The organism is Streptomyces sp. BK208, assembly GCF_004364245.1.
Lineage (GTDB): Bacteria > Actinomycetota > Actinomycetes > Streptomycetales > Streptomycetaceae > Streptomyces.
The window spans coordinates 460,516-484,853 of record NZ_SOAV01000006.1 but is presented as its reverse complement, the minus strand read 5'-3'; the positions used below and the strand labels follow the sequence as shown (position 1 = coordinate 484,853).

Here is a 24,338-nt window from a genome sequence, read left to right as displayed (position 1 = left end):
CCCTCCAGTCCCGCTCCCTTTCCATTCCCCCGTGGATCCCCCGTGATCCCCGTCCGGGGATCCAGGTTCCCCCGTGGATCCCCGTCCCCCGTTGTTCCCCCCCGTTGTTCCCCCGTGGTGCTTCCCCGTGAGTAAGAGCCCCGGTCCCTCCCCCTGATACACCCCGGCTCGTACTTTTTTTCACGGGGCCCCGCCCCCTGCCTCAGGCGACCAGTTCGCCGAAGGCGTCCTCCCGGTCACGGCCGAAGCTGAGGACCTCGTCCTCGCGCAGCCGGCGGAGCGACCGCCAGATGCTGGACTTCACCGTGCCGACGCTGATGTCGAGGATGTCCGCGATCTCCGGGTCCGTACGGCCCTCGTAGTAGCGCAGGACCAGCATGGTGCGCTGGAGCTCGGGCAGCCGGGCCAGCGCCTGCCACAGGACCGCGCGCAGCTCGGTGCCGCGCATCGCGTCCATGTCGCCGGGCGTCTCCGGCAGTTCCTCGGTCGGGTACTCGTTGAGCTTGCGGCGCCGCCAGGCGCTGATGTGCAGGTTGGTCATGGTGCGGCGGAGGTATCCGCCGACCGCCGCCTTGTCACTGATCCGGTCCCACGCCCGGTAGGTCGAGAACAGCGCGCTCTGCAGCAGGTCCTCGGCCTCGAAGCGGTCGCCGGTGAGGTGGTACGCGGTGGCGTACAGGGAGGAGCGTCGCTCCTGCACGTAGGCGGTGAACTCCGCCTCCGACAGTGACGCGTGCTCCCCCTGCGCCTCCCCGTACGCGGTCCCCCCGCGCGTCTCCCCCCGGTCCCCCGTGTTCCCCGCCGCCCCCGTGTCCCCCGTGTTCGCGTCGACCACCGTCATGTACCCGGTGTGCTGACGCCCGGTGCCGCGAGCGCACCCCCGCCCGCTCACGGCACCGGACTTCTCGGAACCCCGGTGTGCGTGCACGTCGTGCAGACGCGTGACCACTGCGCTGGTGTTGGTGCCCTTCAGCGTGTTCATCTCGCGCCCCCCGTCGTGGACTTCCGGTGTTCGGCCTGGTGCTGCGACTTGCCGTGTTGCGACCTGCTGTGTTGCCGCCTGCTGTGTTGCCTGTGACGAAAAGCTTGCCGGGGTGACTTCATCGCCGTGTCCGCCGACTGTCACAGAGCTGTCACAGGGGTCCGTCACGGTCGCACCACCGTTCCTTCACAGGGTCCGGCGGCGTGGTGGGGGCTCATCCGCACCCACAGGTCGAACACCCACCCCCTCATGGGCCAGAATGAGCGCGTGCCTTCCCTGTTGCTGATCGAGGACGACGACGCCATCCGCACGGCCCTGGAGCTCTCCCTGACCCGCCAGGGCCATCGGGTGGCCACCGCTGCCAGTGGTGAGGACGGTCTGAAGCTGTTGCGCGAGCAGCGGCCGGACCTGATCGTGCTGGACGTGATGCTGCCCGGCATCGACGGTTTCGAGGTGTGCCGCCGCATCCGGCGCACCGACCAGCTGCCGATCATTCTGCTGACCGCGCGCAACGACGACATCGACGTGGTCGTCGGTCTCGAGTCGGGCGCCGACGACTACGTGGTCAAACCCGTCCAGGGCCGGGTGCTCGACGCCCGGATCCGGGCCGTGCTGCGGCGCGGGGAGCGGGAGTCCACGGACTCGGCGAGCTTCGGCAGCCTGGTCATCGACCGTTCCGCGATGACCGTGACGAAGAACGGCGAGGACCTCCAGCTGACGCCGACCGAGCTGCGGCTGCTGCTCGAACTGAGCCGGCGGCCGGGGCAGGCGCTGTCCCGGCAGCAGTTGCTGCGGCTGGTGTGGGAGCACGACTACCTCGGTGACTCCCGGCTGGTGGACGCCTGCGTGCAGCGGCTGCGCGCCAAGGTGGAGGACGTGCCGTCGTCCCCGACCCTGATCCGTACCGTGCGGGGTGTCGGTTACCGGCTGGATCCGCCTCAGTGACCAAGGAACACCAGGGGGGCAGCCGCGGCCTGGCCGCGGCTCGCAAGGGAGTCTGGTCCTGGCTGCGCTTCACCAGCCTGCGCCTGAGGCTGGTCCTCGTCTTCGGTCTGGTCGCGCTCACCGCGGCCGTGTCCGCGTCCGGCATCGCCTACTGGCTGAACCGGGAGGCGGTGCTCACCCGTACCCAGGACGCCGTGCTGCGCGACTTCGAGCAGGAGATGCAGAACCGGGCGGGGGCGCTGCCCGAGCACCCCTCCCAGGACGAGTTGCAGCACACCGCGGGCCAGATGGCCGGCAGCAGCCAGCGCTTCGGCGTGCTGCTGGTCGCCGAGGACGCCGACGGCGGTGCCGTGTACGGCAGTTCCGGCGGCCTGGGCGGTTTCGCGCTGTCCGACGTGCCCGAGTCGCTGCGCACGGCGGTGACCAGGGAGCAGAAGCTCACCTCGGCCAACAAGCACCCGTACCACCTGTACTGGCAGCGGATCACCGACGACGGCACCCCGTACCTGGTGGCCGGCACGAAGGTGATCGGCGGCGGGCCGACCGGCTACATGCTCAAGTCGCTGGAGCCGGAGGCCAAGGACCTGAACTCGCTGGCGTGGTCGCTGGGGATCGCCACCGCGCTCGCCCTGCTCGGCTCCGCGCTGCTCGCGCAGGCCCTGGCGACGACCGTGCTCAAACCGGTGCACCGGCTCGGGGTGGCGGCGCGGCGCCTGGGCGAGGGGAAGCTGGACACCCGGTTGCGCGTGTCCGGCACCGACGAACTCGCCGACCTGTCCCGGACGTTCAACAGCGCCGCCGAGAACCTGGAGAAGCGGGTCGCGGACATGGCGGGCCGGGAGCAGGCCTCCCGGCGCTTCGTCGCGGACATGAGCCACGAGCTGCGCACGCCGCTGACGGCACTCACCGCGGTGACGGAAGTGCTGGAGGAGGAGCTGGAGTTCGCGGGTGAGGGCGAGGGCGGGAGCTTCGACCCGATGGTCGAGCCCGCCGTACGGCTGGTGGTGAGCGAGACCCGGCGGCTGAACGACCTGGTGGAGAACCTGATGGAGGTGACCCGCTTCGACGCGGGCACCGCCCGCCTCGTCCTGGACGACGTGGACGTCGCCGACCAGATCACCGCCTGCATCGACGCCCGGGCCTGGCTGGACGCCGTCGACCTGGACGCGGAGCGCGGCATCCACGCCCGCCTCGACCCGCGCCGTCTGGACGTCATCCTCGCCAATCTGATCGGCAACGCGCTCAAGCACGGCGGTTCGCCCGTCACGGTGTCCGTGTCGCGGGCGGACGACGAGATCGTCATCCGGGTGCGGGACAACGGCCCCGGCATCCCCGAGGACGTCCTGCCGCACGTCTTCGACCGCTTCTACAAGGCGAGCGCCTCCCGGCCGCGCTCCGACGGCAGTGGGCTCGGCCTGTCCATCGCCCTGGAGAACGCCCACATCCACGGCGGCGGGATCACCGCGGAGAACGTCCCGGACGGCGGTGCGATGTTCACGCTGCGGCTGCCGCAGGACCCGTCCCCGCCCGCCGACGAGGACGCCGGGGACCCGGCGGGGACGGCGGGCGACGGGAGCAAGGGCAAGGACGCGAAGGGACAGGTCTGATGACCGTACGCCGGCTGCCGGCCCTCTCCGGGCTCGTGGGACTGGCCGTGCTGCTGACCGGGTGCGGCATCCGCGCCACCGAGGTACCCACGGACTACGGGCCCGCGCCCTCGCGGGTGCGCTGCTCGCTGCCCGAGCCCGGCGTGCCGACGCGGGCCGCGTCCGGCCTGCCGGCGCAGGTGTTCCTGCTGTGCGGCTCGTCGCTGGTGGCCGTGGACCGCACGGTGCGGGTGCCGGACGGCGCCCCGGACTCCGGGCGGCGCGTGCTGGTGGCCCAGGGGCTGCTGGACGAGCTGACGGCGCAGCCGTCGGCCGCGGAGAAGGAGGCCGGGTACACGTCGGACGTGCACCGCCCGATCACCGTGACGGGGCCGCGCTCCGGCGACCCCGAGGACACGCTGCGGCTGAACACCGACCCCGGCGGCCTCACGTCGTACGCCCTGGCCCAGGTCGTGTGCACCTTCTCCGACTCCGCCGCGGCCGAGGGCGACGGCTCGGTGATCCTGGCCGGCCCGGCCGACCGGTCCGCCCGCCGCTATTCCTGCACGGACGAGGTCCGGTCCAGGCCCGGCAGCAACGAGCCGCCGTCCGACGAGGTCAAGGACGACTGACGGCACACCTGACGGCCCCCTGACGTCCCACGCCGGGCGGCGAAGGCGGCGCGCGGGTGGCGGGAGCCCCGCACGCGGACGGGGCCGTGTCCCGGGGCGGGCAGGCCGTAGGGAGCCGGGAGGACGTACGGGGCCGGGAGGCCGTACGGGTCCGTACAGGCCGCATGCGGTCGTGGACGCCCACCCGGGGGCCGGGGCGCCGCACGCGGCCAGGGGCCGCGCCCCGGGGTGGGACCGCGCCCAGGGGGCCGGGGAGCCCGCACGGGGGCCGTGGGAGCCGCTCACGGCCGTCGTGGAAGCCGCTCCGCGGACCGTGTGGCGCAGGCCTCACCCTTGCGGGGCAGGGCCCGGAACCGCGCGCGGCGCGGGCCGCGTCTAGGGGGACGTGCAGCGTCATGGGTTCCTCGGCGGCAGCGCCGCGCTCCGCATCCGTGTGACAGGAGGTGTGCTCCTCGTCGCACACGTCGTGTTCGTCGCCTGGTACGCGCTGCGGCCACTGGACGTCCCCTGGGTGCTGCCGCCCAATGTGCAGCCCTTCGCCGGAATTCGCGCCGACCTGGCGCTCGGCGGCCGCGAGGCGGCGCGTTCGCTGGGCGGTGGGCTGGCCCTGCTGGCGCCGCTGGGCGTGCTGCTGCCGATGGCCGGCGGCCGGCTGCACGTCTCGCGGCTGGCCTCCCTGCTGCGCACCGCGGCCGCCGCCGCCCTGCTGTCGGTGGGCGTCGAACTGCTGCAGACCGGGGTGCCCGGTCAGGTCGTCGACATCGACTCGGTGCTGCTGAACACGGTGGGCGTGGCCCTGGCCCACCTCGCCGTCGTCCCCGCGGGCCGGGCGAGGCTCCGCCGCCGGTACCGGCAGCAGGGGCGGGAGGACGTCCCCCAGGGGGAGCCCGCTCAGGGTCGGACCCCGACGATTCCCAGGGTCGGTATCGCCCCGTAGAGCGACGCTTTGCGGCGTTCGTCTCCGTAGCGTGGAGGGCAGATGAAGGGGAAGCCGCAGGGCAGCCCCGCCCACACGCTCACGAAGGAGCCGCGATGTCCAGCCTCGCCCGCCCCACCCACGGCCGCATGATCGGCGGAGTGTGCGCCGCGCTGGCCCGGCGCTTCGGTACCTCCGCCGGCACGATGCGGGTGATCTTCCTGGTCTCCTGCCTGCTGCCCGGCCCGCAGTTCCTGCTCTACCTGGCCCTGTGGATCCTGCTCCCGTCGGAGGAGAAGGCCGCCCGCACGGCCTGGTGACGGTCGTACCTCCCTCTGGTACACCGATGGGGCGCACCCGGTGAGCGGGCGCGCCCCTTCGGCGGGGGGGGGGTTCGGTGCGGTCAGCCGCCGAGCGGAAGACCGTTGACCGGCAGGCCCTGGGTGGGCAGCCCCTTCAGCGGCACCCCGCCGAGCAGCTTGGCGACCGGCTCGGTCGGGCCCTCGGCGAGCTGCTCGGCGACCACCTGCTCGACGACCGGCTGCGCGGCGGTCAGGCCGGTGCCGGAGATCCTGCGACCCTGCTCCAGCGCGTTGCCCGCGCCGGGCGCCACCTGGGAGATGGTCTCCGCGGGGAGGGTGCGGGCGACGGAATCCACCGTCTGCGCGGTGTCCGGGAGCTCGGGGGCCGCGGTGGCCGCGCCGGCACCGGCGGCGGCGAAGGCGGCGCCGAGGGCGGCGACACCGAGGGTCTTGGCAGCAGACTGCTTCATGGAAATGCGTCCTCGTAATGGGGTGACGGGGATGTGAGCGGTGCTCGACCGTAAACACGCTTCACCCCCGGCGGCAAACATCGAAATGCGGACGGATGGTGAAAGTCCGTCCGCACATCGGTATTACCGTCACCCCCTGCTCAGCCGTCGCCCTCCGAAGAATCGCTGGTGGAAGCCGTCTGCTGGAACAGCCATTCGGATTTCAGCTCGGCATATCCGGGCTTGATGACGTCATTGATCATGGCCAGTCGTTCATCGAAAGGAATGAACGCTGATTTCATCGCATTGACGGAGAACCACTGCATGTCGTCGAGCGTGTAACCGAACGCCTCGACAAGGTGCTCGAATTCGCGGCTCATGCTGGTGTGGGACATCAGCCTGTTGTCCGTGTTGACGGTGGCCCTGAAGTGCAGCCGGCGCAGCAGCCCGATGGGGTGCTCGGCGTAGGAGTCGGCGGCGCCCGTCTGGAGGTTGGAACTGGGGCACAGCTCCAGCGGGATCCGCTTGTCCCGGACGTAGGAGGCGAGCCGGCCGAGCTTGACCGAGCCGTCCTCGTGGACCTGGATGTCGTCGATGATGCGCACCCCGTGCCCGAGCCGGTCGGCGCCGCACCACTGCAGGGCCTGCCAGATGGACGGCAGCCCGAAGGCCTCGCCGGCGTGGATCGTGAAGTGGTTGTTCTCCCGCTTCAGGTACTCGAAGGCGTCCAGGTGCCGGGTGGGCGGGTACCCGGCCTCGGCGCCCGCGATGTCGAACCCGACGACGCCGAGGTCGCGGTAGCGGTTGGCGAGTTCGGCGATCTCCAGGGAGCGGGCGGCGTGCCGCATCGCGGTGAGCAGGGCACCGACCCGGATCCGGTGGCCGTTCTCCCGCGCGCGCCGCTCGCCTTCCCGGAAGCCCTCGTTGACGGCCTCGACGACCTCTTCGAGGGTGAGCCCGTTCTCCAGGTGCTGCTCGGGCGCGTACCGCACCTCGGCGTAGACGACGCCGTCCTCGGCGAGGTCCTCGGCGCACTCGGCGGCGACCCGGACCAGGGCCTCGCGGGTCTGCATGACGCCGACGGTGTGGGAGAAGGTCTCCAGGTACCGCTCCAGCGAGCCGGAGTCGGCGGCCTGGCGGAACCAGGTGCCGAGCCGGTCGGCGTCGGTCTCCGGGAGGTCCGAGTAGCCCGTGGCGCGGGCGAGTTCGACGACGGTGCCGGGGCGCAGCCCGCCGTCGAGGTGGTCGTGCAGCAGAACCTTCGGCGCCCGGCGGATGTGGTCCGGCGTCGGCGTCCTCGCACTGGTCTTCGCGGTGCTCTGGCTCGTCATTTCCGCACTCTAACTCCTACGCGCGTAGAGCACCGGGCGAACGCCCGGACGCGCGGGGCCGGGGGCCCGGCTTTACGGATCGGCCGATATGTAACGGTGATTGCGCGGACGGGTGGCGTACACCCGCCTTTCTGAGAATGTTCTGTCATGGGACAGCAAGCGACGCCGGTCCGTCGGGCCCGGCTGGGGCGAACGCTCGGTCCGGAGGGGACGGCGGTGAGCGGCGTGGTGCTGCTGCTCCCCGGCGGCGACGAGGTGTCCGGCCGCAGACCGTCCCCGCTGCTGGCGGTGGCCTCCGTGCGCCCGCTCGGGCGCCGACTCGCGCGCGCGGGCCGGGCGGAGGGCCTGGCTCCCCATGTCGTGCACTACCGCTACCGCGGCTGGAACGGCACCGAGGCGCACCTCGCCCGGGACGCCGAATGGGCCGCCGACGAGGCCGTACGGCGCTACGGCGACGTGCCCGTCTGCCTGGCCGGCGTCGGCATGGGCGGCCGGGCGGCGCTGCGGGCGGCCGGGCACCAGGCCGTCAACTCGGTGCTGGCGATCGCTCCTTGGCTGCCGGAGGACGACGTGGCCGCGCCGCCCGAACCGGTGAAGCAGCTGGCCGGACGGCAGGTGTTGATCGTGCACGGCACCAACGACGGGCGCAGCGACCCGGAGTTGTCGTTCCGGCTGGCCTCCCGGGCGAAGAAGGCGAACCGCGCCGTGTGCCGGTTCGAGGTGCACTCCGACGGGCACGGCCTGCGCCAGTACCGGGACGAAGTGGCGGCGCTCGCCGAGGACTTCGTACTGGGGGCGCTGTTCGGGCAGCCCTTCTCGCGCCCGGTGGAGGACGCCCTGGCCGCTCCGCCGCCGCTGGGCCTGCGGATGCCGCTCGCGGCGGGCTTCGGGAAGTCGCTGCGGCGGTAGCGCGCGGCCCGGCCGGGGTGCGGGTCAGGACGGCAGCAGGCTGCCTCGCCGCGACAGCAGGAACTTCTTGAACGCCGCCACGGGTGGCGTGTCCGTGCGGCCCGCCAGCCAGGCCACGCCGATCTCCCGGGCGGCGCGCGGCGCCGTGACCGTCAGTTCGACCACGCCGGGCCGGGGCACGGCGGGCGGCGGCAGCAGGGCCACGCCGAGTCCGGCGGCGACCAGGCCGCGCAGCGTCTCCGCCTCCTCGCCCTCGAAGGCGACCTTGGGGCGGAAACCGGCCTCTTTGCACAGGGCGTCGGTGATGCGGCGCAGGCCGTAGCCGGGCTCCAGGGTCACGAAGATCTCCTCGGCGGCCTCGGCGAGACGGATGCGCCGGCGCCGGGCCAGCGGGTGGTCGGCCGGGACGACCAGGCGCAGCTTCTGCTCGTCGAGGCGGCGGGCGACCAGGTCGGGGGCGTCGGGGACCGGGGAGGTCAGGCACAGGTCCAGCTCGCCCGCCCGCAGGCGTTCCAGCATGGCCTCGCCGTAGTTCTGCACGAGGCTGAAGCGGACCCGGGGGTGGTCGGCGCGGAAGGCGTGCAGCAGACCGGGGACGGTCTCGGCGCCCATGGTGTGCAGGAAGCCGAAGGCGACCTTGCCGGTGGCCGGGTCGGCGTCGGCGCGGACCTCGTCGGCGGCGCGCTCGACCTCGGCGAGGGCCCGCTCGACGGAGCCGAGGAAGGTGCGCCCTGCGACGGTCAGCGCGAGGGTGCGGCCGCGCCGCACGAACAGGTCCACGCCGAGGTCCTCCTCCAGGCGGACCAGGGCGCGCGACAGGGTGGACTGGGGGACGTTCATCTCCTGGGCGGCCCGGGTGACGTGCTCGGTGCGGGCCACGCCGGCGAAGTGCGCGAGTCGGGGCGCGAGCAGCGCGACGATGTCTTCTGTGTCACCGGACGGTGACAGACGGGGCCGTGAGCTTGGCTGATGCACCATGGGAATGATTATGGCCAGTCCATGCATTGGACGGATGAGTAAGGGGCTCAATACGTTCGGGGCATGACTCCCGCCGATACCGGGGCGTCCACCAGCGTGGACGCCGCGCCCGCAGTCTCCGCCCCCGACACCACCGACGCTCCGGACGCCGCCTCCGCCACCACCGGCGTCCCCGGGACGCCCGACTCGCGCATGACTCCGGGCGGCCCCGGCTACCGCCGGATGAGTTTCGCGCTGTTCCTGGCGGGCGTCGCGACCTTCGCGCTCCTGTACTCCACCCAGGCCCTGCTGCCGCTGATCTCGGGCGACCTGGGGGTCTCGGCGAGCGACGCGAGCTGGACGGTGGCCGCCGCGACCGGTGGCCTCGCGGTCTTCGTGCTGCCGATGAGCGCGCTGTCGGAGCGGTTCGGACGGCGTACGGTCATGACGGCCTCGCTGGCGGTGGCGGTGACCGTCGGGCTGCTGGTGCCCTTCGCCCCGTCGCTGCCGGCGCTGGTCGCGCTGCGGGCGGTGCAGGGCGCGGCGCTGGCCGGGCTGCCGGCCTCGGCGACGGCGTACCTCGCCGAGGAGGTGCGGCCGCGGGCGCTGGTGACCGCGATCGGCCTGTTCGTGGCGGGCAACAGCGTGGGCGGCATGAGCGGCCGGGTCATCACCGGCTGGGTCGCCCAGGAGTGGGGCTGGCGGGTCGCCGTCGGCGCCATCGGCCTCGTCGCGGTGGCGTGCGCGGTGGCCTTCCGGCTGCTGCTGCCGGCGCCGAGGCACTTCACGCCGGGCTCGCTGCGCCCGCGGGTGCTGGTCCGCACGGTCCGCGACCACCTCGCCGACCCGCTGCTGCGCCGCCTGTACGCGATCGGCGCGCTGTTCATGACGGTGTTCGGCGGCGTCTACACGGTGATCGGCTACCGCCTGACGGAGGCGCCGTTCTCGCTGCCTCAGGGGCTGATCGGCTCGATCTTCCTGGTCTACCTGGTCGGTACGGTCTCGGCGTCGACGGCGGGCCGCCTGGTGGGCCGCCTCGGCCGCCGCGGGGCGCTGTACCTGGGCGCCGGTACCACGGCGGCGGGTCTGCTGCTGTCCCTGGCGCCGTCGCTGCCGCTGGTCCTGCTGGGCCTGGTGCTGATCACGGCGGGCTTCTTCGCCGGGCACGCGGTGGCGTCCTCGGCGGTCGGCAAGACCGCCCAGCACGGCCGCGCCCAGGCCTCGGCGCTGTACCAGTCCGCCTACTACGTGGGCTCCAGCGCGGGCAGCACGGTCGGTGCGGTGGCCTTCCACTCCGGCGGCTGGGCCGGGACGGTCGGCGTGGGGGTGCTCGCGGTGCTGGGTGTCGTGGTGATCACGGTGTCCGGGTCGCTGGCCGCCCGCCGGCAGTCCGGCAGGGCCCGGGTGAAGGTGCTCGGCCTGTCCCGCTGAGGTCCCGCACACCCCCTTCGACCTGCGCGTTCTTTGACTGCACAGGCCATTGTCAGTCCCCTGCGGTAGCTTCCGAAGTACGAGGCGCGAAGAGGCGCACTCCGGGACGCCACAGGGGTGGGTGGACGATGACCGACGGCACCGTGACCACGGAGCTGGATTCCGCGCTGGAGAAGCACCGGCCCGAGCTGACGGGGTACTGCTACCGGATGCTCGGCTCCTCGTTCGAGGCCGAGGACGCGGTGCAGGACACGCTGGTCCGCGCCTGGCGCAGCTACGACAAGTTCGAGGGCCGCTCCAGCCTGCGCTCCTGGCTGTACCGGATCGCGACCAACGTCTGCCTGGACATGCTGAGCGCGGGCAACAAGCGGGCGCGCCCGATGGACCTGACGGACTCGACGCCGCTCGCCCAGGCCGCCCTGTCCCCCCGCCCGGACCACACCTGGCTGGAGCCGATGCCGGACGCCCGCGTGCTGCCGCAGACCGCGGACCCGGCGGAGGCCGCGGTCGCCAAGGAGTCCGTGCGGCTCGCCTTCATGGCCGCCCTGCAGCAGCTGCCGCCCAAGCAGCGGGCGGTGCTGATCCTGCGCGAGGTGCTGGCCTGGAAGGCGAGCGAGGTCGCCGAGCTGCTCGGCACGACGGTCGCCTCCGTGAACAGCGCCCTGCAGCGCGCCCGTGCGACGCTCGCCGAGCGGGCCGACCGGGGGGCCGACGCCGCGGTGTCGGACCCGCTGGACGAGGAGCAGCAGAAGCTCCTCGACCGCTATGTGGCGGCCTTCGAGGGGTACGACATGACGGCGCTGACGGCGCTCCTGCACGAGGACGCGGTCATGACGATGCCGCCGTTCGACCTGTGGCTGGCCGGTGCGGCGGACATCACCGGGTTCATGACCACGCTCGGCGCCGCGTGCGCGGACTCCCGGCTGGTGCGGGTGGAGGCCAACGGGCTGCCGGCCTTCGCGCACTACAAGCCGGACCCGGAGGCCGGCGGGTTCGCTCCCTGGGCGGTCCAGGTGCTGGAGATCTCAGACGGCCGGATCACCGGGTTCCACTGCTTCCTCGACACCAAGCGGTGGTTCCCGCTGTTCGACCTGCCGCTCCGTCTCGAAGCGGAGGCCGACGAGGTTCAGTAGCGCGTGCAGCGCCGGGTCGGGGTCGCGCAGCCGGATCCGCCCCCCGGCGCGCCGGGCGGTGAGCTCCAGGCGGGCCAGCAGGTCGACGACGGCGAGCCCCGGCGGTCCGAGGCCGCCGACGTCGCAGACGACCACCCCGGCCCGGGTGCTTTCCAGCAGCGCGCGCACCTCGGCGCAGAACCGGGGCGTCTCCCCTCGGGAGACGGGCCCCGGCAGCACGAGTACGGCGGGTGTCACGGCGTCCACGTGCGGTAGACCCGGCGTGCGCCGGGAAATCATCGGTGGCCGCCGCCGGAGAGCGCATCAGAGATCACATTGACGTGCGCGGACCCCGCCCCGGAGGGTTTGCCGCATGCCCCACGCCTTCCCGCCGGTGTCCCCTCCCCCGTCTCTTCCGCGCGCCCTGCCGTCCCAGGTCCGCCCGCTCGGCGGGGAGGTGCCGTGCAGGGGGTGCTGACCGGGTTCGCGGTCATCGCGGTGGTGATCGGGGTCGGCTACGTACTCGGCCTGCGCGGCCACCTCGGCCCCCAGGGCCGCGCGGTGCTGACCAAGCTCGCCTTCCACGTGGCCTCCCCCGCCCTGCTGTTCACCACCCTCGCGACGGCCGACCTGTCGGTGGTCTTCTCCGCCCGGCTCCTGGTGACGGCGCTGTCCACGGTGGCGGTGGCCGGCGCGTTCGTCGCGGTGGGCGTCGTACGCGGCTGGGGCGTGGGCCGTACGACGATCGGCGCGCTCTGCTCCGGCTACGTCAACTCCGGCAACCTCGGTATCCCGATCGCCGTGTACGTGCTGGGCGACGCCTCGCTGGTGGCGCCGGTGCTGCTGTTCCAGCTGGTGGTGGTCACGCCGGTGGCGGTGACGATCCTGGACCTGTCGCGCGGGGGCGGTGAACGCACCCTGTGGCGGCGGCTGCTGACGCCGCTGCGCAATCCGATAGCGCTGGGTTCCCTCGCCGGGGTCGCGGTCGCCGCGAGCGGCCTTCAGGTCCCGGACGCGGTGATGGACCCGGTGACGCTGATCGGCAACATGTCCGTCCCGGCGGTGCTGCTGGCCTTCGGCATCGGCCTGTGCGGCTCCACGATGCCGCTGCGGGGCGTGGAGCGGCGGCCGGTGCTGCTCGCGGTCGCGCTGAAGGCGGTGGGCCAGCCCGCGGTGGCCTGGGCGCTGGCGTCGGGCGTCTTCGGACTGCGGGACGCCCAACTGCTCGACGTGGTGGTGACGTCGGCGCTGCCGGCCGCGCAGAACCTGTACACGTACGCGTCGACCTACGGGGTCGGCGAGCGCCTGGCCCGGGACGCGATCCTGGTGTCGACGGTGGTGTCGGTGCCGGTGCTGGTGGGGGTGGCGGCGGTTTTGGGGTGACTCAGGCCTCAGGGAACTCGCCGGTGTCGATGGTCAGGTCGAAGGGGGCGGGGAGCGTCAGCGGATCGCCGAACTTGGCGGCGCTCAGTACCCGGTAGACGTCACCCTTCGGTTCACCGTAGAGCGTCGCCGTGGGGCCGCCGGGGGCCCAGCGGTCGACGAGGAGGTAGAGGGGGATTCCGGCAGTGGCGTAGGCGGCCGGCTTGCTGATGCGGTCGTGCCGGGCGTTGGACTTGGAGGTGACTTCGACGACGAGTTCCGCGAGAGCGGCGGGGATGTGGGTGTCGGACTCGGTGCGGTCCGGCAACGGCGCGACCACGAGGTCCGGGATGAGCATTCCGAGGCGGGACGGGACGGCAATCGCCAGTGTCTGGAAAATCTCCCAGTCTTCCGGGATGGACGGATACAAACGCCGCTGGATGCGTGCAGCGATCACGTTGTGAGGCAGTCCCGGAGCTGGTGACACGGTGATGATCCCCTCGATGATCTCCACCTTGCTGCCCTCGGGCCAATCCATCTCCTCCCAGAACCGGACGAGGTCGTCCCAGTTCTGGTCGGGCTCCTGGCTCACGGTGAGTGCGCTCATGGCGGTTCTCCTATCGGTGCGTCACCGATCCCAGCATGCCGAACGGGACCGGCGGAGGTCCACCGGTCCCGTTCACCCGAATGAGGAAACCGCAGGTCAGGCGATACGTTCCCGCACCACCGGCGAGGCGGTGAAGGCCGTGCCCGCCGGGGACACGTCGTACGCGCCCTCGACCGCCGCGAGGGCGTACGCGAAGCGGTCCGGGGTGTCCGTGTGGAGGGTGAGGAGGGGCTGGCCCTCGGTGACGGTGTCGCCGGGCTTGGCGTGGAGTTCGACGCCCGCGGCGGCCTGCACCGGGTCCTCCTTGCGGGCGCGGCCCGCGCCCAGGCGCCAGGCGGCGACGCCGATGTCGTAGGCGTCCAGGCGGGTCAGGACGCCCGAGGAGGCGGCCTTCACCACGTGCTGTTCCTTCGAGGTGGGCAGGGTCGCGTCCGGGTCGCCGCCCTGGGCCGCGATCATGCGGCGCCAGACGTCCATCGCGGAGCCGTCGGCCAGCGCCTTCGCCGGGTCGGCGTCCTTCAGGCCCGCCGCGTCGAGCATCTCGCGGGCCAGCGCGAGGGTCAGCTCGACCACGTCGGCGGGGCCGCCGCCGGCCAGCACCTCGACGGACTCGCGTACCTCCAGGGCGTTGCCCGCGGTGAGGCCGAGGGGCGTGGCCATGTCGGTGAGCAGCGCGACGGTCCTCACGCCGTGGTCGGTGCCGAGGCCGACCATGGTGGAGGCCAGCTCCCGTGCGTCCTCGATCGTCTTCATGAAGGCACCGGAGCCCACCTTCACGTCGAGGACCAGCGAGCCGGTGCCCTCGGCGATCTTCTTGGACATGATGGAGGAGGCGATCAGCGGGATCGCCTCGACCGTGCCGGTGACGTCCCGGAGCGCGTACAGCTTCTTGTCGGCGGGGGCGAGACCGTCGCCCGCCGCGCAGATCACCGCGCCGGTGGTGTCCAGGACGTCCAGCATCTCCTCGTTGGAGAGCAGGGCGCGCCAGCCGGGGATCGACTCCAGCTTGTCCAGGGTGCCGCCGGTGTGGCCGAGGCCGCGGCCGGAGAGCTGCGGGACGGCCGCCCCGCACGCGGCGACCAGGGGCGCCAGCGGCAGGGTGATCTTGTCGCCGACGCCGCCCGTGGAGTGCTTGTCGGCGGTGGGGCGGGACAGGGACGAGAAGTCCATGCGCTCGCCCGAGGCGATCATCGCGGCCGTCCAGCGGGCGATCTCGCCGCGGTTCATGCCGTTGAGCAGGATGGCCATGGCGAGGGCCGACATCTGCTCGTCGGCGACCTCGCCGCGGGTGTACGCGTCGATGACCCAGTCGATCTGCTCGTCGCTGAGTTCGCCGCGGTCCCGCTTGGTGCGGATGACGGAGATGACGTCCATGGCCATACCTGGCTCTTCCTTACGGGTGTGCGGGATTACTTCGTGAGGTGGTCGGGGCCGAAGGCCTGCGGGAGCATCTCCGCGAGGGTGACGATCCCCGCCGGGGTCTCCAGCAGCATCTCCGGGCCGCCGAACTCGTACAGCAGCTGCCGGCAGCGGCCGCAGGGGACGAGGACCTCGCCCTCGCCGTCGACGCAGACGAAGTGCGTCAGCCGGCCGCCGCCGGTCACCTGCAGCTGGGAGACCAGGCCGCACTCGGCGCACAGGCCGATGCCGTAGCTGGCGTTCTCCACGTTGCAGCCGGTGACGGTGCGGCCGTCGTCGGCCAGGGCGGCAGCGCCCACGGCGTACCCGGAGTAGGGGGCGTACGCCCGGGACATGGCGTCCCGGGCCGCCCTGCGCAGCTCCTCCCAGTCGGGCCCGGTCACTTGCCCTGGCCCTTGCGGTACTGCATGCCGTCCGCCTTGGGCATCCGCAGCCGTTGCGCGGACAGGGCGAGGACGACGAGGGTGACGACGTACGGCGTGGCGGAGACGACCTGGTTGGGGACCTCGTTGGTGCCGGCGTACCAGGCGAAGACCAGGGCGCCGACGACGAAGGTGATCGCGGCCTTGACGTACTTCTTGCGGATCGCCAGCCAGATGGCACCGGCGACCAGCAGCAGCGCGCCGAGCAGCAGCAGGGCGTGCACGTTGGCGGAGCCGCCGCGCAGGTTGAGGCTGTCGGTGTAACCGAAGAGCCCGGCGCCGATGGCGAGGCCGCCCGGCATCCAGTTGCCGAAGATCATCGCGGCGAGGCCGATGTAGCCGCGGCCGCTGGTCTGCCCCTCCAGGTAGAAGGGGTTGGCCACGATGGAGAGGAACACGCCGCCGAGGCCGGCCAGGCCACCGGAGATGATCACGGCCAGGTACTTGTACTTGTAGACGTTGACGCCGAGGGACTCGGCCGCGATCGGGTTCTCGCCGCAGGAGCGCAGCCGCAGGCCGAACGCCGTGCGCCACAGGATCCACCAGGTGGCGGGGACCAGGGCGACCGCGAGCAGGGTGAGCCAGGAGACGTTCGTGACCAGGCCGCCCAGCAGGCCCGCGATGTCCGAGACGAAGAACCAGTGCCGCTCGTTGAGGCTCTCCAGCCAGTCGGACAGACCCGGGATGGAGAAGTGCCCGAGGGAGTCGACCGGCGGGGACTGCTTGGCCGAGCCGCCCTGGTGGCCCTCGAAGGCGAGCGGGGCGAGGTAGCGGGTGGCGCCGAGCGCGAGGATGTTGATGGCCACACCGGAGACGATGTGGTTGACGTTGAAGGTGATCGTCACGATGGCGTGCAGCAGGCCGCCGAGGCAGCCGCCGACGATGCCGACGAGGACGCCGGTCCACGGGCCCCACTGGAAACCGGCCCAGGCACCGAACCAGGTGCCGAGGATCATCATGCCTTCGAGGCCGATGTTGACGACGCCCGCGCGCTCGGCCCACAGACCGCCGAGACCGGCGAGGCCGATCGGCACGGCGAGCTGGAGCGCGGTGGACATCTGGCTGACGTTGGTGATGCCGTTGGCGCCGGTGATCAGACGGACGATCGAGGTCAGCGCCAGGGCTCCGGCGATGACCAGGAGCAGCACCGGCCACGACATGCGGCGGCCGGTGGGCGCCCCGGGCTGCAGCGAGGGCTGGTTGACGTCGGTCGCTGTGGTCGGAGCGGTCATCGGCCGGCCACCTCCTTCTTCGAGTTGTCGGTGGCGCCGAGGACGTGACCGGCCGCCAGCTCCGCGCCGACCCGGCGCTGCTGGCGGCGCAGGCCCCACTCACGGACGGCCTCGTAGGAGACGACGACCGAGAGGACGATCAGGCCCTGCATGATGACCGCGATCTCCTTGTCGAAGCCGTGGTAGTCGAGCTCGGGCGAGGCCTTGTCGAGCCAGGCCCACAGCAGGGCGGCGAAGGCGATGCCGACCGGGCTGTTGCGTCCGAGCAGGGCGATGCCGATGCCGAGGAAGCCGACCCCGGTGGGGAAGTTGAGGCTGTAGGTGTGGGTGTCGCCCATCAGGATGGGCAGGCCCGCGAGACCGGCGAGGCCGCCGGAGATGAGCATCGCGGTGAGCACCATGCGCTTGGGGTCGACGCCGCTGGCCGCCGCGGCGGACTCGGAGGCGCCGGAGGCGCGCAGGTCGAAGCCGAAGCGGGTGCGGTTGAGGACGATCCAGTAGCCGATGCCGAGCAGCGCGGCGAGGATCACCAGGCCGTAGATCTCGCCGGCCGCGCCCATGTCGATGCCGGGGATCCAGCCGGACTCGTGCATCTCGCCGGTGGTGCTGTTGTTGCCGACCTTGACGCCGAAGACGTCCGGCTTCCACATGTAGACGATGAGCGAGGTGGCGATCGCGTTGAGCATGATCGTCGCGACGACCTCGCTGACGCCCCGGGTCACCTTCAGGACACCGGCGATGCCGGACCAGAAGGCGCCGGTGAGGACGGCGGTCAGGAGCAGCAGCGGGACCTGGAGGGCGGCCGGGAGGCTGGCGTGGGCGCCGACGACGGCGGCCATCATGGCGCCGAGCTGGTACTGGCCGTCCACGCCGATGTTGAACAGGTTCATCCGGAAGCCGATGGCCACCGCGAGCGCCGCGATGTAGTACAGCGAGGCCTGGTTGACGATCAGGACCTGGATGTCGGAGAAACCGGCCTGCTCCAGCATCAGGGCGAACGGTTCGACCGGGTTCTTGCCCGAGGCGATCAGGACGATCGCGCTGAGCACGAAGGCCACGGCGAGCGCGATGACCGGGCCGGCCACCGCGAGGAGCACGCGCTCCTTGTCGAACTTCTTCATCAGCGGGCCTCGTCTTCCGGAGACTCGGGGGACCCAGGGGCCTCGGGGGACTTGAGCGACCTGGACGGCGCGGACGGCCCGGGGGCGTCCGGGGACTCGGACACCTCGGCCGGGGAGGCCGCGGACCCGGCGCCCTCCTCGTCCTCCAGGTGTCCGGAGGCGGCGCCGGTCATCGCCGAGCCGAGTGCCTCGGGGGTGATGGTGGCCGGGTCGGCGTCCGCGACGAGCCTGCCGTCGTAGATCACCCGGAGGGTGTCGGACAGGCCGATCAGCTCGTCCAGGTCGGCGGAGATCAGCAGCACGGCCAGGCCCTCGCGGCGGGCCTCGCGGATGTGGTCCCAGATCGCGGCCTGCGCGCCGACGTCCACACCGCGGGTGGGGTGGGCGGCGATCAGGAAGCGCGGCTTGTGGCTCATCTCGCGGCCGACGATCAGCTTCTGCTGGTTGCCGCCGGAGAGGGAGGCGGCGGTGACGTCGATGCCGGGGGTGCGGACGTCGTACGTCTCGACGATGCGGCGGGTGTCCTGCTGGGCGTTCTTCAGGTCCAGCCAGACGCCCTTGCTGTTGGGCTTCTCGGTGACGTGGCCGAGGATGCGGTTCTCCCAGAGGGGGGCCTCCAGGAGCAGGCCGTGGCGGTGGCGGTCCTCGGGGATGTAGCCGACGCCCTGCTCCCGGCGCTTGCGGGTGGGCAGCGCGGTGATGTCCTGGTCCAGGAAGCGGATGCTGCCGGAGTCGGCGTGGCGCAGGCCGATGAGCGCGTCGACCAGCTCGGTCTGGCCGTTGCCCTCGACGCCGGCGATGCCCAGCACCTCACCGGCGTGGATGGTGAAGGAGATGTCGTCGAGCAGGGCCTTGCCGCCGGGCGCCGCGAGGCGCAGCGTGTCCACGGTGAGGACGGCGCGGTCGGTGACCGTGGACTCCGCCGTCTCCGGGGTGGGCAGTTCGCTGCCGACCATCAGCTCGGCGAGCTGGCGGGGCGTCGTCTCGGCGGGGACGGCCGTGCCGACCGTGGTGCCCCGGCGGATGACGGTGATCTCGTCGGCGACGGAGAGCACCTCGCCCAGCTTGTGGGAGATGAAGATGACGGACAGCCCCTCGGCCTTCAGCTCGCGCAGGTTGTCGAAGAGGGCGTCCACCTCCTGCGGCACCAGGACGGCCGTGGGCTCGTCGAGGATCAGCGTGCGGGCGCCGCGGTAGAGGACCTTGAGGATCTCCACGCGCTGGCGGGCGGCGACGCCGAGCTCCTCGACCAGGACGTCGGGGCGCACACCGAGGCCGTACCGCTCGGAGATCTCCTTGATCTTCCGGCGGGCCTTGGAGCCGATGCCGTAGAGCTTCTCGCTGCCGAGGACCACGTTCTCGAGGACCGTCAGGTTGTCGGCGAGCATGAAGTGCTGGTGGACCATGCCGATGCCGCGGACGATGGCGTCGGCGGGCGACGAGAAGGAGACCTTCTCGCCGTCGACCGCGATGGTGCCCTCGTCCGGCTTCTGCATGCCGTAGAGGATCTTCATCAGCGTCGACTTGCCGGCGCCGTTCTCGCCGACGAGGGCGTGGACGGTGCCCTTGCGGACGGTGAGGTGGATGTCGTGGTTGGCCACGACGCCGGGGAAACGCTTGGTGATCCCGGCGAGTTCGACGGCGGTCACCGGTTCGTTGACCGCCGCTCCGGCCGGAGGGCTGCTGGACGCGTTGATGGCGCACTCTCCTGAGGACGGGGGCCGTCTACGCGCGTAGCGCCCCTACGGCATCTAAAAGCGGCGGCGGCGCATCGACACGACGGGGTACGAGGAGGACGACTCTCGGGCCGCTCTTCCCGTACCCCGCCGCTCGGCGCAACCGGCGCGGTTACACGCTGTTCGAGGTGTTGCAGGTGCTACTCAGCCGTTCAGCTGCTCTTGACCTTGATCTCGCCGCTGATGATCTTCTCCTTGGCCGTCTTGATGGCTGCCTGGAGCTCGGCGTCGTCCGCGAACTTCGGGTTGGAGTCCGAGAGACCGACCTCGCCGGACTTCAGATCGCCCCGAACGATACCGGTCTCCGGCTTGCCGCCCTCGACCGACTTCGCAAGGCTGTAGACCGCCTTGGCGACGTCCTTGGTGGCCGAGGTCAGGATGGAGTCCTTGTACTTCGCGAGGGCTTCCTGCTTGTACTGGTCGGAGTCGACACCGATCGCCCAGACCTTGTTGGCGGCGGCGGCCTCGATCACGCCCTGGCCGGAGAGACCGGCCGCCGCGTAGACCACGTCGGCCTTCTTCTCGATCTGGCCCTCGGCGGCGGTCTTGCCCTTGTCGGGGCTGGAGAAGCCGCCCTCCTCCGCGGTCTGCGTGAGGTACTGGGAGACGACCTTGACCTTCGGGTCGGTGTCCTTGACGCCCTGCTCGTAGCCGGCCTGGAACTTGTGGATCAGCGGGACGTTCACACCGCCCACGAAGCCGACCGTCTTGGTCTTGGTGCTCTTGGCGGCGGCGACACCGGCCAGGTAGGACGCCTCCTGCTCGTTGAAGACCAGGTCCGCGACGTTCTTCGCCTCGATCGTGGCGTCGTCGACGATGCCGAAGGTGGTGTCCGGGTACTTCTCCGCGACGTTCTTCATCGCGGTGGCGTACGCGTAGCCGATGCCGACGACCGGGTTGTAGCCCTGCTTCGCCAGCGACGAGAGCCGCTGCTCCTTGTCGGCGTCCGTCTCACCGTCGGTGGGCTCGACGTCGGCGGTCTCGTAGCCGAACTCCTTCTTGGCCTGCTCCAGACCGGCGTACGCCGCGTCGTTGAAGGACTGGTCGCCCTTGCCGCCGACGTCGTACGCGATGGCGAGGCCCTTGTCCCCCTTGGACTCCGAGCCGGAGTCGGTCGAGGTACCACCGCAGGCGGCGAGGGCGAGGGCCAGGGAGGCGGTCGCTGCGCCTGCGACCGTGATCCGGGAAATCCGGCGCATGTCTGGTGCTCCTGTCGTACAAGCGCCGGGGACGGTTCGGCTGCGGCGCTGGCTTCGCCGCAGATTAACGCGCGTAGACCTGCCTGAAAACCCCTTCTGTCCACCTTGTTATCCGCCCGTGAGCAAGGGGACGCCGACGGGGGCGCCGGGCTTGCCGGGCGCAAACGCGGGGTGGCGGAGGGTGACGCCCGGGGGCCTGTGTCACGCCCCGCTGGGGGGCGGCGCCGGGGCCCTCGTGCCGCGCACCGCGAGGAGGGGGCCGGTCGCCGGCGGGGCGGCACGTGGAAGCGGACGGGTACCCGGGGGTGCCCGTCCGCTTCGCCGGCTCCGTGCCGTGCCGTGCCGCTGTGAGCGGCGGGCGCCGTGGCTACTCGGTCCTGACCTTGATGGAGCCGCCGACGATGCCCGCCTTGGCCTTGTCGACGGCCTCCTTGGCACCGGACACCTCGGCGAACTTCGGGTTGCTGTCGGACAGGCCCACGCCGTCGGACTTCAGGTCGAAGGTGTGGGTGCCGGTGAGCGGCTTGCCGTCCTCGACGGACTTGGCCAGCGCGAAGACCGCGCCGTCGATGTCCTTGAGCGCGGAGGTCAGGATCGAGTCCTTGTAGGCCGCGAGGGCCTCCTGCTTGTACTGGTCGGAGTCGACGCCGATCGCCCAGATCTTCGCCTTGGCGGCGGCCTCGATCACGCCCTGGCCGGAGAGACCGGCCGCCGCGTACACGACGTCGGCCTTCTTCTCGATCTGGCCCTCGGCGGCGGCCTTCCCCTTGTCGGGGCTGGAGAAGCCGCCCTCCTCCGCGGTCTGCGTGAGGTACTGCGAGAGCACCTTGACCTTCGGGTCGGTGTCCTTCACGCCCTGCGCGAAGCCGGCCTCGAACTTGTGGATCAGCGGGACGTTCACACCGCCCACGAAGCCGACCGTCTTGGTCTTGCTGGCCTTGGCGGCGGCGACACCGGCCAGGTAGGACGCCTCGTTCTCGGCGAAGACGAGGGAGGCCACGTTCTTGCCCTCGACCACGGAGTCGACGATGCCGAAGGTGGTGTCCGGGTACTTGGCCGCGACGGCCGTCATGGCCGGGCCGTAGGCGAAGCCGACGCCGATCACGGGGTTGTAGCCCTGCTTGGCCAGGGAGGTGAGGCGCTGCTCCTTGTCGGCGTCCGTCTCGCCGTCGGTGGGCTCGATGTCGGCGGTCTTGTAGCCGAACTCCTTCTTGGCCTGCTCCAGACCGGCGTACGCGGCGTCGTTGAAGGACTGGTCGCCCTTGCCGCCGACGTCGTACGCGATGGCGAGGCCCTTGTCGTCGTCGCCGTCGCCGCTTCCTCCGCTGGTGCCGCCGCAGGCCGTGGCGGCGAGGGCGAGCGACGCGACCCCCACCGCGACGCGGGTCAGTCTCGAAATCCGACGCATCTGAAGTTCCCCATTCTCCAAAGCCCCGCAGCGGGCGCTCGGTTCGGCGCACATTAACGCGCGTAGAACCTCCTGGGAACGGGGTTGCGGGGCGCCGTTACCCATTCGTGCCGCTGGCCTGTTACCGCCTTGTGAACGACCGGATCGAAGGGGGACTTTCTACTGCACGGCGTCGATGAGCGCCGCCGCGGTGAACATCTCCACGCCGACCGTGATGGCGTGCTCGTCCACGTCGAAGTCGCCCTGGTGCAGGTCGCGGACCGTGCGTTCGCCGGGCGGGCGGACGCCGAGGCGGGCCATGGCGCCGGGCACGTGCTCCAGGTACCAGGAGAAGTCCTCGCCGCCGAGGCTCTGCTCGGTGCTCTCGACGGCGTCGGTGCCGCGCCGGGCGACCATGGCGGCCTGGAGCAGCTCGGTGCTGGTGACCTCGTTGACGACCGGGGGGACGCCGCGGACGTAGGTGATCTCGGACTTGGCCCGGTACAGGTTGGCGATCTCGTCGATGGCCCCCATCACCAGGTCGGGCGCCTGCCGCCAGGCGTCGAGGTCGAGGCAGCGCACGGTGCCCGCGAGTTCGGCGTGCTGGGGGATGACGTTCGGGGCGTGGCCGGACTCGATCCGCCCCCAGGTCAGGGCGAGTCCGCTGCGGCTGTCGACGCGCCGGGCGACGAGCGCGGGCACGTCGGTGGCCACGCGGGCGGCGGCGGTGACCAGGTCGGTGGTCAGGTGCGGGCGGGCGGTGTGACCGCCGGGCCCGTTGAGCGCGATCTCCATCCGGTCGCAGGCGGAGGTGATGGGGCCGACCTTGAGCCCGATCTTCCCGGCGTCCACGCGGGGGTCGCAGTGCACGGCCAGGATGCGGCGGACACCGTCGAGCGCACCGCCCTCGATGGCGTCCGCGGCGCCGCCGGGCAGCACCTCCTCCGCCGGCTGGAAGACCAGCCGTACGGGCCGGGGCAGCAGGCCCTGCTCGTGCAGGGCGGCGAGCACCAGGCCGGTGCCGAGGACGACGGTGGTGTGCACGTCGTGCCCGCAGGCGTGGGCGCGGTCCGGCACCTGGGACCGGTAGGCGCACTCGTTCTTGGTGTCCGGGATGGGCAGGGCGTCGATGTCGGCCCGCAGGGCCAGCATGCGCGGTCCGCCCGACCACTGCCCCGAGTCGGTGTCGGCGCCGATGTCGCAGACGAGTCCCGTGCCGACGGGGAGCACGCGCGGCTTGAGACCGGCCCGCTCCAGTCGTTCCTTGATCGCGGCGGTGGTGCGGAACTCCTGGTTGCCCAGCTCGGGGTGCATGTGCAGATCGCGGCGGAAGGCCACGAGCTCCGCGCGCAGCGTGTCCGGCAAGGTGCCGGGCAGCGTGGCTTCACCGGGAGTGTCGGCCTCGGACTCTGGGGACATCAACGCGTTCACCCTTTGCAGCGTAGGGCGCCCGAGCGACCGGTGGACCCACGATCAACAAAAATTCAGCCCGTTAGGGGAAGAAACTCGACCGCCCTACGCATAGCCATCATCTCACTTGGGTAAACTCGGCCGCCTTTCCGACCGAGTCGTTCGTCGGGCTCACCTGGGACACCGTCCGATTCCCGGCGTCCGTCCTCCGGCACCCGTGCTCTCTTCACGGTTACCACGCACCGTCCGTCCCACGCGCCCTGTTCCACCTGCCGGACGCGCCCGCCTCAGGTCAGCACGAGCCACCGGCGGCCGTCGACCAGCTCGCGGGCGGCGTCGAGGTGCCCCGCGTGACAGGCGGTCTCCGTGATGACGTGCAGCAGGACGTCCCGCAGGGTGTGCAGATGCGGTGCGCCGAAGAGGTCGTGCGGCCACCAGGCCAGGGGCGTGTCGGCGGTGCGGGCCCGTACGGCCTCGTCCGCGAGCCGGGTCTCCGCGCGGTAGCGCTCCAGTACGTCGGCGACGGGGAGACCGGGGTCCACCTGCCACGCGTCGCCGGTCCCGGCCAGGTCCCGGCGGACGGCCTCGTCGCCGGTCAGCACCGCGCGGAACCAGAACCGCTCCACGTCGAGGGCGAGGTGCTGGACGAGCCCCAGACAGGTCCACCCGGACGGCAGTACGGGCCGCCGCAGGTCGTCGGGGCCGAGTCCGTCGAGGATGCCGAGGACATGGCGGCGCTGGCCGTCCAGGGACGTCAGCAGGGCACGGATCTCCGCGTCCGGGACCGCTCCCGCGGTCGCGTCCGGAACCGGTGCGGCATGCGGGGCCTGACTTACGGACGTCTGTTCGACAGGGTTCATGGTCGCTCAGCATCCTCCTGGGACCACGCCC

24 protein-coding genes are annotated in these 24,338 nt (G+C 71.8%); 9 read left to right on the top strand and 15 right to left on the bottom strand.

Translation table 11 applies throughout. The features are described from left to right. Positions 1 to 202: 202 nt before the first annotated feature. Positions 203 to 982 (bottom strand): SigE family RNA polymerase sigma factor, encoded by a 780-nt coding sequence (locus EV562_RS18230; RefSeq protein WP_166661845.1) that lies wholly within the window; start codon positions 980 to 982, stop codon positions 203 to 205. Positions 983 to 1,249: 267 nt separating this feature from the next. On the opposite strand from EV562_RS18230, the gene afsQ1 reads away from it, so the two are divergent. The 5 genes from afsQ1 (at position 1,250) to EV562_RS18205 (ending at position 5,381) form a co-directional block, all read left to right on the top strand. Continuing rightward, positions 1,250 to 1,927 carry a two-component system response regulator AfsQ1 gene (afsQ1, locus tag EV562_RS18225; protein WP_003974066.1) on the top strand — a complete coding sequence of 226 codons (678 nt, stop codon included), beginning with the start codon at positions 1,250 to 1,252 and terminating at the stop codon, positions 1,925 to 1,927. After that, positions 1,924 to 3,534 (top strand): HAMP domain-containing sensor histidine kinase, encoded by a 1,611-nt coding sequence (locus EV562_RS18220; protein WP_133887841.1) that lies wholly within the window; start codon positions 1,924 to 1,926, stop codon positions 3,532 to 3,534. The genes afsQ1 and EV562_RS18220 overlap by 4 nt, the downstream gene beginning before the upstream one ends. Beyond that, positions 3,534 to 4,145, top strand: a complete 612-nt coding sequence (locus EV562_RS18215) for a hypothetical protein (protein ID WP_133887840.1) — start codon at positions 3,534 to 3,536, stop codon at positions 4,143 to 4,145. The genes EV562_RS18220 and EV562_RS18215 overlap by 1 nt, the downstream gene beginning before the upstream one ends. Positions 4,146 to 4,530: 385 nt before the next feature. Further along, complete coding sequence (locus EV562_RS18210; RefSeq protein ID WP_133887839.1) at positions 4,531 to 5,082, top strand: VanZ family protein; 552 nt, start codon at positions 4,531 to 4,533, stop codon at positions 5,080 to 5,082. A 95-nt stretch (positions 5,083 to 5,177) separates the two neighbouring features. Continuing rightward, a complete protein-coding gene (locus EV562_RS18205) occupies positions 5,178 to 5,381 on the top strand; it encodes a PspC domain-containing protein (protein ID WP_003974070.1) in 204 nt (67 codons plus the stop codon). An 83-nt stretch (positions 5,382 to 5,464) separates the two neighbouring features. Here EV562_RS18205 and EV562_RS18200 read toward each other — a convergent pair whose 3' ends face one another. Further along, a complete protein-coding gene (locus EV562_RS18200) occupies positions 5,465 to 5,833 on the bottom strand; it encodes an ATP-binding protein (RefSeq protein ID WP_133887838.1) in 369 nt (122 codons plus the stop codon). 140 nt (positions 5,834 to 5,973) lie between these two features. Continuing rightward, complete coding sequence (locus EV562_RS18195) at positions 5,974 to 7,143, bottom strand: adenosine deaminase (RefSeq protein WP_133887837.1); 1,170 nt, start codon at positions 7,141 to 7,143, stop codon at positions 5,974 to 5,976. A 147-nt stretch (positions 7,144 to 7,290) separates the two neighbouring features. Here EV562_RS18195 and EV562_RS18190 point away from each other — a divergent pair, with 147 nt between their 5' ends. Continuing rightward, entirely contained in the window at positions 7,291 to 8,052 is a 762-nt protein-coding gene (locus EV562_RS18190; RefSeq protein WP_133887836.1) for an alpha/beta hydrolase, read from the top strand. A 24-nt stretch (positions 8,053 to 8,076) separates the two neighbouring features. Here EV562_RS18190 and EV562_RS18185 read toward each other — a convergent pair whose 3' ends face one another. After that, positions 8,077 to 9,030 (bottom strand): LysR family transcriptional regulator, encoded by a 954-nt coding sequence (locus EV562_RS18185; RefSeq protein ID WP_133887835.1) that lies wholly within the window; start codon positions 9,028 to 9,030, stop codon positions 8,077 to 8,079. 63 nt (positions 9,031 to 9,093) lie between these two features. Between EV562_RS18185 and EV562_RS18180 the strand changes: the two genes are divergently transcribed. Both EV562_RS18180 and EV562_RS18175 read left to right on the top strand, forming a co-directional pair. Beyond that, on the top strand, positions 9,094 to 10,440 hold the full coding sequence (locus tag EV562_RS18180) for an MFS transporter (protein WP_133887834.1): 1,347 nt from the start codon (positions 9,094 to 9,096) through the stop codon (positions 10,438 to 10,440). Between the two features lie 128 nt (positions 10,441 to 10,568). Next, entirely contained in the window at positions 10,569 to 11,573 is a 1,005-nt protein-coding gene (locus tag EV562_RS18175) for a sigma-70 family RNA polymerase sigma factor (RefSeq protein WP_133887833.1), read from the top strand. On the opposite strand, the gene EV562_RS18170 is transcribed toward EV562_RS18175, so the two are convergent. Continuing rightward, complete coding sequence (locus EV562_RS18170) at positions 11,466 to 11,852, bottom strand: STAS domain-containing protein (RefSeq protein ID WP_133887832.1); 387 nt, start codon at positions 11,850 to 11,852, stop codon at positions 11,466 to 11,468. The genes EV562_RS18175 and EV562_RS18170 overlap by 108 nt on opposite strands. A gap of 162 nt (positions 11,853 to 12,014) precedes the next feature. On the opposite strand from EV562_RS18170, the gene EV562_RS18165 reads away from it, so the two are divergent. Then, entirely contained in the window at positions 12,015 to 12,935 is a 921-nt protein-coding gene (locus tag EV562_RS18165; RefSeq protein ID WP_133887831.1) for an AEC family transporter, read from the top strand. Position 12,936: 1 nt separating this feature from the next. Here EV562_RS18165 and EV562_RS18160 read toward each other — a convergent pair whose 3' ends face one another. The 10 genes from EV562_RS18160 to EV562_RS18115 all read right to left on the bottom strand — a co-directional run bounded on the left by EV562_RS18160 (position 12,937) and on the right by EV562_RS18115 (position 24,307). Continuing rightward, complete coding sequence (locus EV562_RS18160) at positions 12,937 to 13,521, bottom strand: Uma2 family endonuclease (RefSeq protein ID WP_133887830.1); 585 nt, start codon at positions 13,519 to 13,521, stop codon at positions 12,937 to 12,939. 96 nt (positions 13,522 to 13,617) lie between these two features. Continuing rightward, positions 13,618 to 14,895 carry a thymidine phosphorylase gene (locus EV562_RS18155; RefSeq protein WP_208298374.1) on the bottom strand — a complete coding sequence of 426 codons (1,278 nt, stop codon included), beginning with the start codon at positions 14,893 to 14,895 and terminating at the stop codon, positions 13,618 to 13,620. Between the two features lie 35 nt (positions 14,896 to 14,930). Then, entirely contained in the window at positions 14,931 to 15,323 is a 393-nt protein-coding gene (locus EV562_RS18150; RefSeq protein WP_133887828.1) for a cytidine deaminase, read from the bottom strand. Further along, positions 15,320 to 16,594: an ABC transporter permease gene (locus EV562_RS18145; RefSeq protein ID WP_133887827.1), complete on the bottom strand. Its 1,275-nt coding sequence runs from the start codon at positions 16,592 to 16,594 to the stop codon at positions 15,320 to 15,322. The genes EV562_RS18150 and EV562_RS18145 overlap by 4 nt, the downstream gene beginning before the upstream one ends. Next, positions 16,591 to 17,715, bottom strand: coding sequence for an ABC transporter permease (locus EV562_RS18140; RefSeq protein WP_133887826.1), 1,125 nt, complete (start codon positions 17,713 to 17,715; stop codon positions 16,591 to 16,593). Before EV562_RS18140 ends, EV562_RS18145 begins: the two co-directional genes overlap by 4 nt. Beyond that, complete coding sequence (locus EV562_RS18135; RefSeq protein WP_133887825.1) at positions 17,715 to 19,364, bottom strand: ABC transporter ATP-binding protein; 1,650 nt, start codon at positions 19,362 to 19,364, stop codon at positions 17,715 to 17,717. Before EV562_RS18135 ends, EV562_RS18140 begins: the two co-directional genes overlap by 1 nt. 239 nt (positions 19,365 to 19,603) lie before the next feature. After that, positions 19,604 to 20,650 (bottom strand): BMP family ABC transporter substrate-binding protein, encoded by a 1,047-nt coding sequence (locus EV562_RS18130; RefSeq protein WP_133887824.1) that lies wholly within the window; start codon positions 20,648 to 20,650, stop codon positions 19,604 to 19,606. A gap of 367 nt (positions 20,651 to 21,017) precedes the next feature. Further along, a complete protein-coding gene (locus EV562_RS18125) occupies positions 21,018 to 22,058 on the bottom strand; it encodes a BMP family ABC transporter substrate-binding protein (protein WP_133887823.1) in 1,041 nt (346 codons plus the stop codon). 159 nt (positions 22,059 to 22,217) lie between these two features. Beyond that, a complete protein-coding gene (locus EV562_RS18120) occupies positions 22,218 to 23,456 on the bottom strand; it encodes a M20 family metallopeptidase (RefSeq protein ID WP_133887822.1) in 1,239 nt (412 codons plus the stop codon). A gap of 278 nt (positions 23,457 to 23,734) precedes the next feature. Continuing rightward, complete coding sequence (locus EV562_RS18115; RefSeq protein ID WP_133887821.1) at positions 23,735 to 24,307, bottom strand: DinB family protein; 573 nt, start codon at positions 24,305 to 24,307, stop codon at positions 23,735 to 23,737. Between the last annotated feature and the right edge of the window lie 31 nt (positions 24,308 to 24,338).